A 15302-nucleotide genomic window follows, 5' to 3' on the forward strand; every position below is an offset into this window, starting at 1 on the left:
CAGCGTGGGAGTGGGCTTGCCCCGCGATCACCGGCAAAGCCGGTGCCAAACGCTGCATCGCGGGGCAAGCCCGCTTCCACGCTGCCCCAGTCAAATCAAAGAATTATGTTTTGTTCCATGAGAGCGAGCTTGCCTGCGAAGGGCCGCGCAGCGGCCCCATAATCGTGAAGTTTACTCGCAAGAATCGGAGTGAACCCGGCACCGGCAGCTGGCAATCTCACTCCCATCCACCGCCAGGAGCCACCCCCCATGAAGCCCGCCTACGCCACCGACGCCGAGCGCTGGCTCGCCGTGCAAAACCGCGACAACAGCGCAGCCGGGCACTTCGTCTACGCCGTGTGCACCACGGGCATCTACTGTCAACCTGGCTGTAAGTCACGCCTGGCCAAGCGCGAAAACGTCACCTTCTTCGCTGATCCTGGCGCCGCCGAAGCGGCAGGCTTTCGCGCCTGCCAACGCTGCGCTGGAGCATCCCGGCGCAGCGATCTGATCGCCCGCGCCTGTCGCCTGATCGAAGCCAGCGACAGTGCCCCCAACCTCGATCAGCTGGGCATCGAACTGTGCCTCAGCCCGTTCCACCTGCACCGCCTGTTCAAGGCCGAAACCGGCTTGACGCCAAAAGCCTACGCCTCGGCCTTCCGCGCCCAGCGCCTGCGTGATCGCCTGGGCGACAAAACCAGCTCGGTGACCGACGCCATTTACGACGCCGGCTACAACTCCAACAGCCGCTTCTACGAAAGCGCCGGTCAGCGCCTGGGCATGCTGCCCAAGCAGTACCGTGCAGGTGGCCAAGGCGCCAGCATCCGTTTCGCCCTGGGCCAATGCGCGCTGGGTGCCATTCTGGTGGCGCAGAGCCAGCGCGGTATCTGCGCCATTCTCCTGGGTGACGACCCCGAAGCGTTGCTCAATGATTTGCAGGATCAATTCCCCAAGGCGCAACTGATCGGCGCTGATCCCGATTTCGAGCGCTTGATCGCCGTCATAGTGGGGTTCGTCGAGCAACCCGCCCTCGGCCTGGACCTGCCACTGGACGTTCAAGGCACGGCCTTTCAAGAGCGGGTCTGGCAGGCATTGCGTGAGGTCCCGGCAGGCCAGCGCGTCAGCTATAGCGAGATCGCCGAGCGTATCGGCGCGCCCAAGGCGGTCCGCGCGGTGGCGCAGGCCTGCGCTGCCAACCGCATCGCCGTGGCCATCCCTTGCCACCGGGTGGTGCGTCGGGACGGCGATATCAGCGGGTATCGTTGGGGGGTCGAGCGCAAGCGGCAGTTGCTGGACCGAGAGACGGCACTCTCCTGATCACGCGCAGCAGCGTAGAATTCCCCGCCAGTTGTGCTTGTGAACAATAGGGGATTTCAATGAGGCGTGTAAGCCTTGACCGTTTCTGTGTAGGGATTCTGGCCCTACTCTTGTGGGTGGCCACACCGGCTTGGTCGGCGGGTGCCACCCCCGTGGGGCAATTGCTGGCCGGGGAAATGCCTGCGCTGGAAGAAAACGCCAGCCTGGAGCAACTGAGCGACCGGCTCGACCAGATCCGCCAGGGCGTGACCACCAATGCCAATGACGACCAGCTCTCGCAGTTGCGCCAGGCGGCCATGCAGGTGCAGCGCCAGGCCGATGCCCAGGTGGCACTGCGCACGACCGATCTGGAGCGCGTGGAAGACCAGCTCAAGGTGCTCGGGCCAGTGCTGCCGGACGAAGCCGACAGCATCACCCGCCAGCGTCAGCAACTGACCAGCGACAAGAAGGCCTTGCTCGCCCAGCAGCAGACCGCCACCCAGCTGACCCAGTCAGCGCGCGACCTGTCGACCCAGATCGTCAACCTGCGCCGCAGCCAGTTCAACTCGCAGATCACCAGCCGCGCGGCCAGCCCGCTGAGCCCAGCGTTCTGGTCGAGCTTTATCCGACCGACCGACGATGATGTTGCCCGCCTGCGGGCCCTGCGTGGCGAAGCAGCCGATGCCCTGGCCAGTGCCTTCAGCCCTGAAAACCGCTGGCTGTTCATCACCAGCCTGATCGCGGCGCTACTGGTGTGGACCCTGGTAAGGCGGGTACTCGAGCGGCTGTTGGCCGATGCGATGATCCGCTGGTTGCCTGAAGGTCGCCTGCGCCGCAGCGCCCTGGCCCTGAGCGTCAGCCTGGCGACCCTGGGCACCATTTCCGGCTCGGTGTCGCTGGTGCGTTGGGGCCTTGAGACCAGCGCCGAGCTGGGCGCCGACATCGCCAGCCTGATCAACCATGTGTTGACCCTGGTGGTGTTCAGCGCCTTCATCACCGGCCTGGGCCGTGCCATGTTGATGTTGCAGCGTCCCTCTTGGCGTTTGCCGCCGATCCCGGATGAGGTCGCCAGTGCGCTGGGTTGGTTCCCGAAACTGCTGGCACTGGCGCTGATGGTGCTGCTCACCCAGGAGCGGATCAACAGTGTGATCGGCACCAGCCTGGCGCTGACCTTGGCCACCAACGGCTTGACCGCCTTGGTGGTGGCGTCGATCTTCTTCGCCGCCTTGGTCCGCTACCGCCGTACCCGTCGCCTGCATAAGCTCGAGCGACCGCCAGGCCTGGCCGGGCTGATCCCGTTCGTCATCGTCGTATGGTTGGCGCTGACCGTGTTGGCGCTGCTGACCGGTTACCTGACCCTGGCTTACTTCCTCACTGCCAAGCTGTTGTGGATCAGCGTGGTCGCGACCTGTGCCTACCTGCTGGTCACGGTGTTCGGCGACCTCTGTGAAACCCTGCTTTCACCACGCCAGCCGGGCGGCTTGGCGCTGGCCTCGGCACTCGGCCTAGCCCAGCGTCACCAAGCCCAGGCCAGCACCATCCTGGCCGGGATCGGCCGCACCTTGCTGTTGTTCGCCGCCGCGCTGCTCGCGCTGATGCCGTCGGGCACCAGCCCGGGTGAGCTGCTGATGAGCCTGGCCGATTGGGATGGCAGCGGCGGTAAGGTGCTCGGTAACCTCAACATCGTCCCGCAGGATATCTTCCTGGCCTTGGCGATGTTCTTCGGTGGTCTGTTCGCCATTCGTGTGGTCAAGCGTTGGCTGAGCGAGCGCCTGTTGCCGGAAACCGACATGGATGCCGGCATGCGCGCGTCGTTGGTGACCCTGGTCGGTTACCTGGGCTTCCTGTTCCTGGCGATGCTGGTGATGTCGACCCTGCGCATCAACCTGACCAGCCTGACCTGGGTGGTCAGTGCGCTGTCGGTCGGTATTGGTTTCGGTTTGCAGCAGATCGTGCAGAACTTCATTTCTGGCTTGATTCTGTTGACCGAACGCCCGGTCAAAGTGGGCGATTGGGTCAGCCTTGCCGGGGTCGAAGGCGACATCCGCCGCATCAACGTGCGCGCTACCGAGATCCAGATGTCCGACCGCTCCACGGTAATCGTGCCGAACTCGCAGTTCATTTCGCAGAACGTGCGTAACGTGACCATGGGCAATGCGCTGGGGGTAGTGAGCATTACCCTGACCTTGCCGTTGGAGACCGACGCCAGCCAAGTGCGCGAGCTGTTGCTCAATGCCTACCACGAGCATGAGGCGATCCTCGATGCACCGACCCCATCGGTGACCTTCAGGGACCTCACCACCAGTGGCATGGTGCTGAGTGTCAGCGGCTACGTGGCCAGCCCACGGCAGGTGTCGGGAGCGCGCAGTGATCTGCTGTTCACTGTGCTGGGGCGCCTGCGAGACGAAGACATTCCCTTGTCGTCGCCGCAGAGCATGGTGCTGGTGCAAGAAGGCCAGCGGCCGGCCGACGAGCCTGCTGCGCAGTAAGTCAGTGTTTCAGCGTTGAGACTGAGCGCCGCACGAGCGGCGCTCAGTCTCATGAACGCAGCACATTTAGCGGCCTGCGCTTAGCCCAGACACCGCGTCACATGCTTGACCGACTGATACGCCGCCAACCCCCAAGGCCCAAGCTCACGCCCGATCCCGCTGCCCTTGGTGCCGCCCCATGAGGTTTCAACGAACACCGCCTGCACCGAGTTGATCCACACATGGCCAACTTCCAGCGCATCGGCCACGCGTTCGGCGCGTTGCAAGTCGGCTGAGCAAACGGTGGCGACCAAGCCAAAACGGCTGTCGTTGGCCTGGGCAATGGCTTGCTGTTCAGTGCTGAAACGCCGAGCGCACAACACCGGACCAAAGATCTCTTCCAGCCACAGCCGGCTGTGTTCAGGCACATCGACATACAGCGTGGGGCTGGCGAACCAGCCATCGCGATCGAGCACCTTGCCGCCCGCCAGGCACTGCAAACCCTCTTCCCGTGCAGTGGCAAAGTAGCCGGCAACCTTCAGCCATTGCGCCTGGCTGGTCAGCGGCCCCATCTGTACCTCTTCAGTCAGGGGATTACCTACGTGCATCGTCTCCAGCGCCGCTTGCAAGCGCGCCAGCAGTGCATCGGCAATGCCGTCCTGGACCAGCAGGCGCGAGGTCGCCGAGCACATCTGTCCGGCGTTCCAGGTGATACCGGCAACGATCCATTGCACCGCCTGGTCGACATCGCAATCGTCGAACACGACGATCGCCGACTTGCCGCCCAGCTCCAGCGTCACCGGCCGACACTGCGCCGCGCTGGCGCGCATCACCTGGCTGCCAACGCCATTGCTGCCGGTGAACGACAGCTTGTCCAAGCCGCTGTGGCTGCTCAGTGCCGCACCGGTTTCGGCCTTGCCGTTGACGATGTTCAGCACGCCTGCCGGCAGGCCAAGTACGTCGGCGATCTGGCCGTAGGCTTGCTCGATCAGCGGGGTGACTTCCGAGGGCTTGAGTACCACCGTGCAGCCAGCTGCCAGGGCAGGCGCGAGCTTCCAGGCGCTGGTCACCAGCGGGAAGTTCCACGGCACGATCAGGCCCACCACGCCGACCGGCTCCAGGCGCGTGCGCGCCCTGAAGCCAGGTACTGTCAGCGGCACCTCGCGGTTCTTCTCTGGGAGTTGCTCGGCAAGATCGGCGTAGTAGGCGAAAGTCGCCACGGCATCGTCCAGATCGATCTCAGCCTCATGGCGCGGCTTGCCGTTGTTGCGCATCTGCAAGGCGATCAGTGGGTCGCGGCGCGCGCCGAGTTGCTCGGCGAAACCGCGCAGCAGCGCCGCCCGTGCAGTGGCAGAGGTTTGCTTCCAAGCCGGCAGGGCGCGGCGGGCGGCCGCCACCGCCTGGTCGACTTGCGCAGTACTGGCCGACATCAGCTCGGCGAAGGGCAAGCCCAGCGCTGGCTCATGCACCGTGATGCAGTCGTTGCCTTGGCCTTCGACCCAGCGGCCGTCGATGTAATGAGGAGTGGTCATGGGCGAATTCCAGTCAGGCCATTTCGGCAGCAGAGGTTACCGGGATGTGTGGGCTGCTTTTGCAGCGCACCCAGCGCGGCCCGAGAGGGCCATACACGCCAGCAGGTTCAGGGAACAGGTTGAGCAGCAGCAGGTACAGCACAGCGGCGATTCCCAGGGTTACTGGCAGGCTCAGGTCGATGCCCCCGGCCAGTTCGCCAAGCGGACCGACGAACTGCCCCGGCAGGTTGACGAAGCACAGGCCGACCGCCGCGCTCGGCAGCCAGGCCCCCATGCCGCGCCAGTTCCAGCCATGCAGGAACCAGTAGTGACCGCCACGTTGGCCGCGGGTGAACACCTGCAGATCATCGGCGTGGTAGAAGCCGCGACGGGTGATAAGACCGAGGATCATGATCACCATCCAGGGGCTGGTGCAGGTGATGATCAGCACGGCGAAGGTCGACACGCTCTGCACCAGGTTGAAGGCGAAGCGGCCCAGGAAGATGAAGCCGATGGCTGCCACGCCAATCAACAAGGTGGCACCTGCGCGGCTGAGCAGTCGGGGGAATACGCTGGACATGTCCAGGCCGGTGCCATACAGGGCGGTGGTGCCGGTAGACATGCCGCCGATTACCGCGATCAGGCACACCGGCAGGAAGAACCAGCTCGGCGAAATGGCCAGCAGCCCGCCCACGTAATTGTTGGCGGCGATGTAGTCTGGCGCCTGGCTGGCCACCAGGGTGGCGGTGCACAGGCCAAACAGGAACGGGATCAAGGTGGCCGCCTGGGCGGCGATCACCGCCAGCATGATGCGCGCCTTGGGCGTCTCGCGCGGGATGTAGCGCGACCAGTCGCCGAGAAACGCGCCAAACGACACCGGGTTGCTCATGGCCAGGATCGCCGCACCGACGAAGGCCGCCCAGAAGCCTGCCTGGCCGAGATTGACGCTACCGGCAAAGCCCGCGTCGAAAGGCCCGGCGAAGGCGAAGAGGCCCAGCAGGAACAACAGGCTGGAGGCCCACACGGCGATCTTGTTGACCCACAGCATGAAGCGGAAACCAAAGATGCACACCACCAGTACCAGCACCGCGAACAAGCCATAGGCCAGGCCCAGGGTCAGATCGGTTTCCGGCAGCCCGGCCAGGCGCTTGGCGCCGCCAACCAGGGCATCGCCCGAGCTCCACACCGACAGCGAGAAGAACGCCACGGCAGTGAGCAGTGACAGGAACGAGCCGACGATACGCCCGTGCACGCCGAAGTGCGCGCCGGACGACACCGCATTGTTGGTGCCGTTGAGCGCGCCGAACAGGCCCATCGGGGCGAGGATCAAGGCGCCGATGCCGACCCCCAGCAGAATCGCCCAGACGCCGGCCTGGAATGACAGGCCGAACAGCACCGGGAAGCTCCCCAGTACCGCAGTGGCGAAGGTATTGGCGCCGCCGAAAATCAGGCGGAACAGGTCAAGCGGGGTGGCGTCGCGTTGATCGTCGGGGATCTGTTCGACGCCATTGGTCTCGATACCAGTCGAGTGGCTCATGATGATGCTCCAGCGCGGTTGTTGTAGGTCGGCGCAGTGCGCGGACCCTCTTGTGGGTGCGTTGGCAGTGGCGGCAGGGCCGCAAAGGCTAAAACGGTTTCAGGCTTGGCTAACCACTGAAAGGTGTTCATGGCAGGCCAGCCAGCGCTCATCCTGGCGGCGGAAAACGATGGTCTCGCGCTCGTTCAGCGCGTGCTCTTCACCCGCGATGCGAATGCGCGTGGCGACATTGTGGATGAAGATCGCCAGCTCACCTTGCAGGCTGATGTGGACGTTGCTCGACTGGCACGCGAGCACGGCAAAACCTTCGGCTTGCCACTGGGCCCAGAGCTGTTCATAAGCGCGGCGTGACAGCAGGGGTTGCGCCAATGTGTGGAAAAGAAAGGTGGCGTCTTCGCTGAAGCAGGCGAAGTAGCGGGCGCTGTCGTTGCTGGCAAAGGCGGCGACGAGGTCGGCGGCGGCTTGCCGTACCTGGAGTGTCTGGTCCACGGGAGTGGCCTCACGGTTATTGTGATTGTGGTGATGCGATTCTGGTGAGGGAGGGGCGAGGGAAAAATCGCTGTGGGCAAATAATTAGTTCAGAAATCTGTAAACCAAGGGTTTTGCATGCTGCGTGAGAGTTGAGACAGGTGGGTGGTAGTGGCAATATGCCTTGCGCCCCGCTAGGGCGTTTCCCTTCTTGAAGCGAGCTGGCCTGTCAGTAGGCGGGTGGCATGGAGTGCTGCGCATGAATGAGTTGAATAGAAGCCTATCGGACGCAATGCCTGAGGCGACCTTCGTCTCGGACGTTGACGAGGATAACCCCGCACGTATTTCGGCCTTCTTGCTGACATGGACCCCGGATCCCGCCTGGCAATCGCAGAGCGTTTCTGTTGGCACCCGAGAAGAGATTCAGCTCGATTGCTACTTACTCCAACCCCAGGTTGGGGATCGGGTGTATTTGGTATCGCCTGGTGCCACGCCGGGCATTGTCGCTCGCGGCACCGTCGCTCAGGCAGGCGCCAACCGCTTGCACATTGCCATAGAAGAGCGGCGTCCGGATTGCGCGCGTGGTTTGCTGCCTCTTGAGTTGTTGACTGAGGCTTTGGCAATGCGAAGCTGGAGTCCGACCATTACCGGCACAGGCCTCCCGCAGTCCAGAGCAGAGGTGTTGGACGAGCTCTGGCGCAATGGGGCTGGCAAGCATAGCTTGCGGCAGTTCATTGAATGGAGTTCGGCAGACGATGCCTCATCACAGCCTAAATGGTTGCGCAGCTATGAGGCAGCCACCCAATACGCAGAAGGGCTCAGCCAGCGCCGAGTGATGCTCGACCGTTCGGCTCTGGAGCAATTGTGGATTGACCGCAACAACGGCATATCCAGTTTGAAGCAAGGGGTGATGTCATCTGAGGAGTTCAATGATCAGTTCCCTTTGATCGAAGCCATGACCCTGAAGATCATGGCAGCGCCCACCCCGGAAACTTACGACAGCATTCTTCAACAATGGCGCGATAGCGTGCGTGCCGGGCATTTCCATACCAATCGACCGGCAATGATCAGCCGGGTGTTTGCCGCATTCGCGCCGCAACTTTATACCAGCATCCTCACCGATAAAGACTGTCAATTGTTATTGGCAGGGCTCAAGTCGAAGTTCCAGCTCGGCGCGGGTGCAGGCCTGGGTGGATGGTGTGAGCTCAACCGACAGATCAAACAATGCTTGCAAGCGGCGCAGGTCAACCCAAACGACGTATTGGAAAACAATATTGCCATGTGGCAGTTGCTCGCAGCCTTCAAGGGCGGCAAGCCGGTAGCGCTTGAAGCCGAGCCTCAATCGCTGGATGCAAGGCAATGCGCGAATGCACCGCTCAACCAGATTCTGTTCGGCCCGCCGGGTACCGGAAAAACCTATCACACTGTCAATGAAGCGCTGGCCATCCTTGAGCCTGAATTACTCACGCGCCCTGGTGTTACTCGCCAGGCGTTGACCGAGGCATTCAACGGATATGTGAAAACCCAGCAAGTCGTGTTCTGCACGTTCCACCAGAGCTTCAGCTACGAAGACTTTGTGGAGGGCATACGCGCCGACAATGAGGATGGGCAGCTGGTTTATCGGATTGAACCGGGGATTTTCAAGGCGCTCTGCAGCAACGCCGCGGCGGACATCGATATCGACAATGATCCGTTTGAACAGGCCTTCACCCGACTGAAGGAAAAGTTGAGCAGTGGCGGACAACCGCTGACCGCACAGACGGTGAGAAATCACTCATTTGACTTCGACTATGTGGGCGGTGAAACCTTCCGGGTGTTTCCTGCTGTGTCTGCCGATCAGAAGATGCCCTATCGTGCATCCCTGAGCGATCTCCGACGTCTATACCGAACCGGTGACAAGAGCTACATGCATAACGCGTCCTATGTTCAGGGCATCCTGCGCTACTTGCAGAATGAATGTGGGCTCGCGGAGTTTGCCCCGTCCCAGGAACAACCTCGTCAGCGGCGCAACTATGTTCTGATTATCGATGAGATCAATCGCGGCAATATTTCTCGGATCTTTGGCGAGCTGATTACCCTGCTGGAAGAATCCAAGCGCGCAGGCCAGGCGGAGGCCTTGTCGGTCAGGCTGCCTTATTCGAAAGATGCCTTCAGCGTGCCTAGCAATGTGCACGTGATCGGCACCATGAACAGTGCTGATCGCTCGTTGTCCGGGCTTGATATCGCATTGCGCCGTCGTTTCGCTTTCAAGGAGATGTTGCCCCGGCCGGATATCCTGGCGCATGTGCAGGTGGAGGGGATTGCAATCTCCACACTGTTGGAGGTGATGAACAAGCGCATCGAAGTCTTGCTCGATCGTGACCACTGCCTGGGCCATGCTTACTTCCTTCCCCTCGAGCAGAGCCCCACGCTTGAGTGTTTGGCGCACATCTTCCGTAAGCAGATTGTGCCGTTGCTTCAGGAGTACTTCTTTGAGGATTGGGAGCGGATCAGCTGGGTGTTGAATGACCAGCACGCCAACGCTAGCGGTTCTCAGCCCTTCATCGAGCGCCCGGCAAGTCAGGCTGATCTTGCTGAGCTGTTTGGCCGCGACGTGGCGGCGAAGGTGGATGACCGGCGCTGGCTGCTCAACAGCGAGGCGTTTAGTCAGCGCGACAGCTATCTGAACATTTTGGGCTGAGCGGGTGAGCGTTGCCGTGATCACTATTCGTGAGTACGCCCTGCTCACCACAGAGCGCGTCGAGCCTTCATTGGATCTTGCCCAGGTAACTCCGAGTGCTTTTGACTGGCTGTGCGAGTTGAGTGCCGGTTTCAGCAAGCGCGGCGCGCGCTTGTTACAGGTAGAAGGACGACGTTGGTTACGCTGGGATTCCTACGTGGGCATCCTGGAGACCCCCTGCGGTGTGCGCATCGAGATCTTGCCAAAACACATCGAGCAGGGTGATTGCCTGCTTGGAAGTCGACAACTGCTGCGTAAGTTGATCCAAACCGCGCTGCATCTGACCCCCAGGCAAACTTCACTTACCAGCCTTGAATTATTCGATGCGCCACTGAGCGAGTGGGTGATGGGGCAGTTTCTCGATCAGTTGGACTATTTGCTCAAGCGCGGCATTCGCTTTGACTACCAGCGGATCGAAGAAGAACAGCGCTTCTTGCGTGGTCAGCTAGACATGGTCAAACAGATGCGTCAGCCACCCGGTCGACAGCATTACTTCCAACTGCGCCATGACGTTTATCTGCCTGATCGCGCCGAAAATCGCCTGCTTAAACTGGCGCTGCTGCAGGTCGCAAGCACCACACAAAATGCGCGCAACTGGCGGCTGGCCAACGAGCTGCGCGGATTGTTCGAGGAGGTCCCTGCCAGCAAGCACGTGAAGAGTGACTTGCTGGCCTGGGGCAAGGATCGATTGATGGCGCATTATCGTGACGTCAAGCCGTGGTGCGAGCTGATCCTCAATCAGCAGATGCCCATCGCTGTGGCGGGGCAGTGGCAGGGCTTGAGCATGTTGTTCCCGATGGAGAAGCTGTTCGAGCACTTCGTAGGTGACTGGTTGCAGCGGCAATTATCGACACAGGCGACGTTGAGTTGTCAGGCCGACGGCAAGTACCTGTGCGCGCATGGCCAAGGGCAAATGTTCGGGCTGAGGCCAGACTTCCTTATTGATAGCTGTTCAACGCGCTGGGTGCTAGATACCAAATGGAAGCGCCTGCGCAGCGACGCTCATGGCGACAATTATCAGCTGCAACAAAGCGATTTCTATCAGCTATTCGCCTATGGGCATAAGTACAGAGATGGACAGGCGCCGAGGCTGGTGCTGATCTATCCGTATTGGTCGGGCTTGCAGAAAGCGTTGCCGGTATTTGACTACGGTGCCGATCTGCATCTGTGGGTACTGCCGTTCGATCTGGAGAACGAGTATTTGCTGGGTAGCAATCTGGCTGGGTTGCCGCTGCGCACGCAGGCTGATAGCTGCTCTGATTACCCTCTCACCACTCATTGATCGCTTGCGCTGGCCCGGTGGGGTCTAGTCGCGGGCCACGAACTTCGATCGCCGACTCAGCGTCAGGGAACAACCGCCGAAGCGCCACCCATCGTTCACGCAATGGAACTCTGAGGGTGCGCCAATGGGGCTACCGACCGGTTCGCCCGGCCTTTACCGTTACGCCTGTCGTGCGCTCAGCCTGTTTGGCGAGCGCATTTAATTCAGGTCGCCGACTGACGGTCGTCTCACTCAGCCTGCGTTGCCTACTCTCATAATCCCCACTGTGGACCTGTGGGTCGCGGCCCGACCGCATTGGCCAGGATGGCCGGTTCTCCAACAAGAGGAGAGAACGATGAGCAATTTCTCGCAAGCTGCCAACTTCGAAGGCCAGATCCCCCGGATCGATCCTGACAATGCCACGATGCTGCTGATCGACCACCAGAGTGGCCTGTTCCAGACGGTCAAGGACATGCCCATGACCGAGCTGCGGGCCAACGCCATCACCCTGGCCAAAGTCGCCAGCCTGGCCAAGATTCCGGTCATCACTACCGCCTCCGTGCCCCAGGGGCCCAACGGCCCGCTGATTCCAGAGATTCACGAGGCCGCTCCGCACGCCCAGTACGTCGCGCGCAAGGGGGAGATCAATGCCTGGGACAATCCCGAGTTCGTGGCCGCCGTGAAGGCGACCGGGCGCAAGCAACTGATCATCGCCGGCACCATCACCAGTGTCTGCATGGCCTTCCCCAGCATCAGCGCGGTAAATGCCGGTTATCAGGTGTTCGCTGTCATCGACGCCTCAGGCACCTACTCGAAGATGGCCCAGGAAGTGACCCTGGCGCGGGTGGTCCAGGCTGGCGTGGTACCGATGGACACCGCAGCGGTTTGCTCGGAGGTGCAACGCACCTGGAACCGTCCGGACGCCGCCCAGTGGGCTGAGGCCTACAGCGCAGTATTCCCGCACTACCAGCTGCTGATCGAGAGCTACATGAAGGCCCAGGCCGTCGTCAGCCAGAACGAGCAGTTGGATTCGCAACGTAGCTGACCCCGCGCGGGGCGCGTTTTCCCATCCACGCAAGGAGATCCACCATGGCATTTCAATACAAGCGTCTGGACAAGAACAACGCAGCGGTACTGCTGGTCGATCACCAGACCGGCTTGCTGTCGCTGGTGCGCGACATCGATCCGGACCGCTTCAAGAACAACGTGCTGGCGCTGGCTGACCTGGCCCAGTACTTCAAGCTGCCGACAATTCTCACCACCAGTTTCGAAAGTGGCCCCAACGGCCCGCTGGTGCCGGAGCTCAAGGCGCAATTTCCGGATGCGCCCTACGTGGCGCGGCCCGGCAATATCAATGCCTGGGACAACGAGGACTTCGTCAAGGCGGTCAAGGCCACCGGCAAGAAGCAGCTGCTTATCGCTGGGGTGGTGACCGAGGTCTGCGTGGCCTTCCCGGCGCTGTCGGCACTGGAGGAGGGCTTCGAGGTGTTCGTCGTGACGGACGCCTCGGGTACCTTCAACGAGCTGACCCGCGATTCGGCCTGGCGGCGCATGGAAGCCGCTGGGGCACAGTTGATGACCTGGTTCGGCGTGGCCTGTGAGTTGCACCGCGACTGGCGCAACGATATCGAGGGGCTGGGGACGCTGTTCTCCAACCACATTCCCGATTACCGCAATCTGATGACCAGCTACAGCACACTCACCGAGTCCAAGTGACGCAAGAGCCGGGCCTCTGCAAGGAGGCCCGGGTCGGCACCACGACGGGCACCACAATCCTTGCGTAAAGGCGGATGATGTACGCGTGAGTCGTGGACGAGTGATGCCGATGTTTGACCTGAACGACCTGTATCTTTACGCCAAGGTGGTGGAGCACGGCGGGTTTGCCCCTGCCGGACGCATCCTGGACTTGCCCAAGTCACGCTTGAGTCGTCGCGTGGCCAAGTTGGAGGAGCGCCTGGGCGTGCGCCTGATCCAGCGCTCGACACGGCAGTTCGCGGTCACCGAAGTGGGCCTGGAGTATTACCACCATTGCCTGGGCATGCTCGAACAGGCGATCGCCGCCGAGGATGCGATCGAGCGCAATCGCCTCGAGCCACGCGGCATCGTCCGCCTTGCCAGCAGCACGGCGCTACTGGATTCGCGCCTGGCGCCGATCCTGGCGCGCTTCATGGCCCAGTGTCCGGTGGTGGAACTGCTGGTGAAAAGCTATAACCGGCGGGTCGACGTCATCGGCGAGGGCTTCGATCTGGTCTTGAGCGTGCGCCACCAGCCGCTGCAAAGTAGCGAGTTGATCATGCGCCGGCTGGCGCCGAGTCGGCATTGCCTGGTGGCTGCCCCGAGCCTGCTCGCTGAACATGGCCAGCCGCAAACCCCCGCGCAACTGCCAGCGCTGCCAAGCCTGTGCTGGGGCATCAATGTGCACGACTACACCTGGGATCTGGTCGGGCCGCAGGGCACCGAAGCCTCTATCGAGTTTCGTCCACGGCTGGTCTCGGACGATCTGGCCGTGTTGCGCGAAGGTGTCCTGGCCGGTGTTGGCGTAGCGCTGCTGCCTGAGGAGGCGGTCAGCGAATACCTGGCCAACGGCCGGCTGGTGCATGTGCTGGAGGGCTGGGCCCCACGCGAAGGCGAGGTGGTGGCGCTGTTCCCTTCGCGGCGTGGTCTGATGCCGGCGGTGCGCAAGCTGATCGACTTTCTCGCCGAGGCGTTCGAGCAGGAGCAGCTTGGGCCGTTTGCTGCGAATACCTCGGCGGTTGAGTCTGTCAGCCCTGTGCCATCTCGCGCTCGCTGAACGCGGGTTTATCTCGCTTCGAGGTGCTCGCCGACCAGGCCGCCAATACCGCAGCCACTGCGGTCAGCAGGGCACCCGCCCAGGGTGTGGCGGTGAGGCTTGCGCCCGTGATCACCAGGCCGCCGACCGCTGTGCCCACACCCACTCCCAGGTGCATGGCAGACAAGTTAAGGCTCATGCCTGCCGGGAAAGTCTGCGCCCCGCGGCTGGCGAGGTAGCTTTGCACCACCGGCGAGACCATCCAGCTCACACAACCCCAGAGCATCATCATCGGAAGGAACAGCCACGGCGTTGCCGCGCCCAAGGGGAGCATCAGTAGGCTGGCCAGGTACAGCAATGGGGTAAGCAAAATGGCTCGGTTGGCGCCCAATCGGTCGGCCATCCAGCCGCCGACATAGCCCCCCGAGACGCCTGCAATGCCGAAGGCGGCAAACACTGCAGGCAGCCATTGGGTGGGGATCTGCCCAACCTGCAGGGCGTATGGGGCAAGGTAGGCGAAGACGGTGAAGTGTCCGGCGATCATCAGCAGCGAGACCAGCTGAGCGGCGAGCAGGCGCCCGTTACCCAGGTGCTGCAGATACATCCGCGGCGCAACCCGCTCACTGCCCTCAAGCGCGGGCAGCGCTCGCCATGTCAGCAGTAGCACGGCGCAGGCGAGCAGCGCCAGGCCAATGAAAACGCCGCGCCAGCCGAGGGCGTCGCACAACAGCATGCCGACTGGCACACCCAGCACCAGCGAGCCACTGATACCCATGAAAATCACGCCGATGGCCCGACCTCGCAGGGCGTCGGGCACCATGCGGGTGGCCATCAGGGTGCAAGTCAGGCAGGTCAGCGCGCTGGTCGCCGCCATGCCGATGCGAGCGGCGACCAGCAGGCCGTAGCCAGGGGCCAGGGCTGCGATCAGGTTGAATATTGCGAACAGGCCCAGCGCCGCGCACAGCAGGCCGCGCAACGGGAAGCGGCGGGTCAGCAGGGGTGAGAAGGGGGCTGCTGCGGCGAATGCCAGGGAGAAGACTGTAGTCAGTTGCCCGGCGACGCCCAGCGGCACGTCGAGCCCGTCGACCAGGGCCGGCAAGATGCCGATAGTGATGTTTTCTGCCATGCCGGTGACGAAGGTCGCCAGGGCCAGAAGCCAGATGCGTGCGCTCATGTGTGCTCCGATGTGCAAGCCGGTGTGGGCCGGACCTGCTGGCCCGACGGTCGACCGGCAGAGGGTCAAGACCATCGGGTTTCGAGGCAGCGCTTCGGTTATCCCGCTTCAGTTACGCC

Annotated in this window: 11 protein-coding genes; 7 read left to right on the plus strand and 4 right to left on the minus strand. The window is 62.4% G+C overall.

The window, feature by feature from the left end; genetic code table 11:
* Positions 1-249: 249 nt before the first annotated feature.
* Together ada and ACI2JX_RS14570 are read left to right on the plus strand one after the other, a co-directional pair.
* Entirely contained in the window at positions 250-1296 is a 1047-nt protein-coding gene (gene ada, locus ACI2JX_RS14565; RefSeq protein WP_404690347.1) for a bifunctional DNA-binding transcriptional regulator/O6-methylguanine-DNA methyltransferase Ada, read from the plus strand.
* Between the two features lie 59 nt (positions 1297-1355).
* Positions 1356-3764, plus strand: coding sequence for a DUF3772 domain-containing protein (locus ACI2JX_RS14570; RefSeq protein ID WP_404690348.1), 2409 nt, complete (start codon positions 1356-1358; stop codon positions 3762-3764).
* A gap of 80 nt (positions 3765-3844) precedes the next feature.
* Here ACI2JX_RS14570 and ACI2JX_RS14575 read toward each other — a convergent pair whose 3' ends face one another.
* From ACI2JX_RS14575 to ACI2JX_RS14585, 3 genes are all read right to left on the minus strand, one after another.
* Complete coding sequence (locus ACI2JX_RS14575; RefSeq protein ID WP_404690349.1) at positions 3845-5275, minus strand: aldehyde dehydrogenase family protein; 1431 nt, start codon at positions 5273-5275, stop codon at positions 3845-3847.
* 13 nt (positions 5276-5288) lie between these two features.
* Positions 5289-6791, minus strand: a complete 1503-nt coding sequence (locus ACI2JX_RS14580) for a cytosine permease (protein WP_368971807.1) — start codon at positions 6789-6791, stop codon at positions 5289-5291.
* 99 nt (positions 6792-6890) lie between these two features.
* Positions 6891-7280 carry a YybH family protein gene (locus tag ACI2JX_RS14585; protein WP_404690350.1) on the minus strand — a complete coding sequence of 130 codons (390 nt, stop codon included), beginning with the start codon at positions 7278-7280 and terminating at the stop codon, positions 6891-6893.
* A gap of 238 nt (positions 7281-7518) precedes the next feature.
* Here ACI2JX_RS14585 and ACI2JX_RS14590 point away from each other — a divergent pair, with 238 nt between their 5' ends.
* From ACI2JX_RS14590 to ACI2JX_RS14610, 5 genes are all read left to right on the plus strand, one after another.
* Positions 7519-9939: an McrB family protein gene (locus ACI2JX_RS14590; protein ID WP_404690351.1), complete on the plus strand. Its 2421-nt coding sequence runs from the start codon at positions 7519-7521 to the stop codon at positions 9937-9939.
* 16 nt (positions 9940-9955) lie between these two features.
* On the plus strand, positions 9956-11260 hold the full coding sequence (locus tag ACI2JX_RS14595; RefSeq protein ID WP_404690352.1) for an McrC family protein: 1305 nt from the start codon (positions 9956-9958) through the stop codon (positions 11258-11260).
* A gap of 334 nt (positions 11261-11594) precedes the next feature.
* A complete protein-coding gene (locus tag ACI2JX_RS14600; RefSeq protein ID WP_186554205.1) occupies positions 11595-12284 on the plus strand; it encodes a hydrolase in 690 nt (229 codons plus the stop codon).
* Between the two features lie 44 nt (positions 12285-12328).
* Positions 12329-12955: an isochorismate family cysteine hydrolase YcaC gene (gene ycaC, locus ACI2JX_RS14605; protein ID WP_186554204.1), complete on the plus strand. Its 627-nt coding sequence runs from the start codon at positions 12329-12331 to the stop codon at positions 12953-12955.
* Positions 12956-13064: 109 nt separating this feature from the next.
* Entirely contained in the window at positions 13065-14030 is a 966-nt protein-coding gene (locus tag ACI2JX_RS14610; RefSeq protein WP_368971811.1) for a LysR substrate-binding domain-containing protein, read from the plus strand.
* On the opposite strand, the gene ACI2JX_RS14615 is transcribed toward ACI2JX_RS14610, so the two are convergent.
* Positions 14002-15183, minus strand: coding sequence for an MFS transporter (locus tag ACI2JX_RS14615; RefSeq protein WP_404690353.1), 1182 nt, complete (start codon positions 15181-15183; stop codon positions 14002-14004). The two genes, ACI2JX_RS14610 and ACI2JX_RS14615, sit on opposite strands and share 29 nt — an antisense overlap.
* Positions 15184-15302 lie beyond the last annotated feature (119 nt).

It is taken from the genome of Pseudomonas sp. NPDC088890 (assembly GCF_044900155.1).
GTDB lineage: Bacteria > Pseudomonadota > Gammaproteobacteria > Pseudomonadales > Pseudomonadaceae > Aquipseudomonas > Aquipseudomonas urmiensis.

What these genes read in the sequence shown, in the direction of transcription:
- ada (WP_404690347.1), top strand. Translation starts at nt 250, where the DNA reads ATGAAGCCCGCCTACGCCACCGACGCCGAGCGCTGGCTCGCCGTGCAA.
- ACI2JX_RS14570 (WP_404690348.1), top strand. Translation starts at nt 1,356, where the DNA reads ATGAGGCGTGTAAGCCTTGACCGTTTCTGTGTAGGGATTCTGGCCCTA.
- ACI2JX_RS14575 (WP_404690349.1), bottom strand. Translation starts at nt 5,275, where the DNA reads ATGACCACTCCTCATTACATCGACGGCCGCTGGGTCGAAGGCCAAGGC.
- ACI2JX_RS14580 (WP_368971807.1), bottom strand. Translation starts at nt 6,791, where the DNA reads ATGAGCCACTCGACTGGTATCGAGACCAATGGCGTCGAACAGATCCCC.
- ACI2JX_RS14590 (WP_404690351.1), top strand. Translation starts at nt 7,519, where the DNA reads ATGAATGAGTTGAATAGAAGCCTATCGGACGCAATGCCTGAGGCGACC.
- ACI2JX_RS14600 (WP_186554205.1), top strand. Translation starts at nt 11,595, where the DNA reads ATGAGCAATTTCTCGCAAGCTGCCAACTTCGAAGGCCAGATCCCCCGG.
- ycaC (WP_186554204.1), top strand. Translation starts at nt 12,329, where the DNA reads ATGGCATTTCAATACAAGCGTCTGGACAAGAACAACGCAGCGGTACTG.
- ACI2JX_RS14610 (WP_368971811.1), top strand. Translation starts at nt 13,065, where the DNA reads ATGTTTGACCTGAACGACCTGTATCTTTACGCCAAGGTGGTGGAGCAC.
- ACI2JX_RS14615 (WP_404690353.1), bottom strand. Translation starts at nt 15,183, where the DNA reads ATGAGCGCACGCATCTGGCTTCTGGCCCTGGCGACCTTCGTCACCGGC.